Raw genomic sequence first — 1,654 nt, forward strand, 5'->3', positions numbered from 1 at the left:
GACCCCACATGAGGCCCACACCGAGTACCTGAACCGACAGCTCGCCGCATAAAGCAGGCCAATTAGAAGCTGTCCGGAAAACGCGAGGCCGCTCACAGCCCCCGCAGAACATGGCCGCGCACACCCACCGCACACCCGGACGCGCGCCCCAACCAGCACGAAAACCCTGCGTATTTGTACGAAACAAATGCTCGCCCTCCGACGTTCCGCAAAAGCGACCATTTGCCATACCGCATACCGCATACCGAACAGCCGCACCCGCCACAGATCTTGAAAGTCTGGGTTGATCGATGTCTGATCGGCGTGTCGCCGTGACATCGTTCGATGGGTTTTGTAGGCCTGATGGATGAGATACCCGGATGGTGGTGGTCTGTCCGCGCAGCAGCGGGCGAGGCGTGAGCAGGTGCGGTTGCAGGCGGCGGGCTGGTTCGCCGAGGGTGTGCCGGTCCGGGAGGTCGCGGCACGGTTGCGGGTGTCGCAGACCGCGGTGTTCGGCTGGCAGCAGCGGTGGCGGCGCGGCGGTGAACAGGCCCTTGCGTCGAAAGGGCCTGGCGGCAACCGATGTCGGTTGAACGGCTCGAAGCTGCGCCGGCTCGCAGAGGCCATCGATGAAGGCCCGGCGGTGCATGGGTTCGGTGCTGATCAGCGGTGGACCCTGTCGCGGGTGTCGGACCTGATCGTCCGGATGTTCCGCACCCGCTACACGTTGCGTGGTACCGCGTACCTGTTGCACCGTATGGGCTTCAGCGTGCAGGTCCCGAAGCGCCGGCCGGTCGAACGAGACGAGGACGCGGTCGTGACCTGGCGGCGGGAGGCATGGCCGGCGGGAAAACGGTAGCGGCGCAGCGCGACGCATGGCTCGTCTTCGAAGACGAAGCGGGTCAGACGCTGCGCCCACCGAAAGCCCGTACCTGGGGCCGCCGCGGCCGGACCCCGGTGATCCCGGTGTCCGGCAAGGGATCCGGGCGTGTCTCGATCGCCGGTCTGGTGTGTGTCAAACCCGGGCAGCGGTCCCGGTTCATCTACCGCACGATCGTCCACCGTGGACGCAAAGGCGAGCGGCGCAGCTTCTCCGAGCACGACTACATCCGGCTCCTGGACGCCGCGCACCAGCAGCTCGGCGGCCCGATCGTGCTGTGCTGGGACAATCTCAACGTGCACGTCAGTGCCCTGATGCGGCAGCTGATCGCGGCCCGGGACTGGCTGCACGTCATCCGGCTGCCCGCCTACGCACCCGACCTCAACCCCACCGAAGCGGTCTGGTCGCACCTGAAGCGCAGCATCGGCAACCTCGCCGTCCGCGGCGTCGGACAACTCCAGGCCATCATCAAACACCGGCTCAAGAGCATCCAGTACCAGCCCGACCTCATCGACAGCTTCCTCGCCCACACCGGGCTATCCCTCGAACCCGACTCAACCTAACCATTCAAGATCTGCAGCTCTGGCCCACCCGTCCGAACACGGCTGCTCGCATCGTTCGCACCGACGGCGAAGGACCTCGTCAAGTCCCTCAAGGCCGACGTGACGCGGGCACGCGCGGCGAAGCTGGTCGCCGCTGACTACGGCATCCCGACCCTGCCCGCGCCCAAGGGCGTGACCGGCAAGATCACCGAGACCGGCGCCTGGATCAAGACCCCGGCCGGCTGGTGGCTCG

At 66.7% G+C, this 1,654-nt stretch carries 2 protein-coding genes; both read left to right on the top strand.

Translation table 11 applies throughout. The features are described from left to right. The first annotated feature begins 346 nt into the window (after positions 1 to 346). Complete coding sequence (locus ABZS58_RS51230) at positions 347 to 838, top strand: winged helix-turn-helix domain-containing protein (RefSeq protein WP_354792115.1); 492 nt, start codon at positions 347 to 349, stop codon at positions 836 to 838. Next, the gene (locus ABZS58_RS51235) at positions 817 to 1,422 is read left to right on the top strand and encodes a transposase (RefSeq protein WP_354792116.1); all 606 of its coding nucleotides are present in this window, start codon (positions 817 to 819) and stop codon (positions 1,420 to 1,422) included. Before ABZS58_RS51230 ends, ABZS58_RS51235 begins: the two co-directional genes overlap by 22 nt. The last annotated feature ends 232 nt before the right edge of the window (positions 1,423 to 1,654 follow it).

Source organism: Dactylosporangium sp. NPDC005555, assembly GCF_040605635.1.
Taxonomy (GTDB): domain Bacteria; phylum Actinomycetota; class Actinomycetes; order Mycobacteriales; family Micromonosporaceae; genus Dactylosporangium.

Bases quoted from the DNA above. Each gene is read 5' to 3' on its own strand.
- ABZS58_RS51230 (WP_354792115.1), top strand. From the start codon at position 347: ATGAGATACCCGGATGGTGGTGGTCTGTCCGCGCAGCAGCGGGCGAGG.
- ABZS58_RS51235 (WP_354792116.1), top strand. From the start codon at position 817: ATGGCCGGCGGGAAAACGGTAGCGGCGCAGCGCGACGCATGGCTCGTC.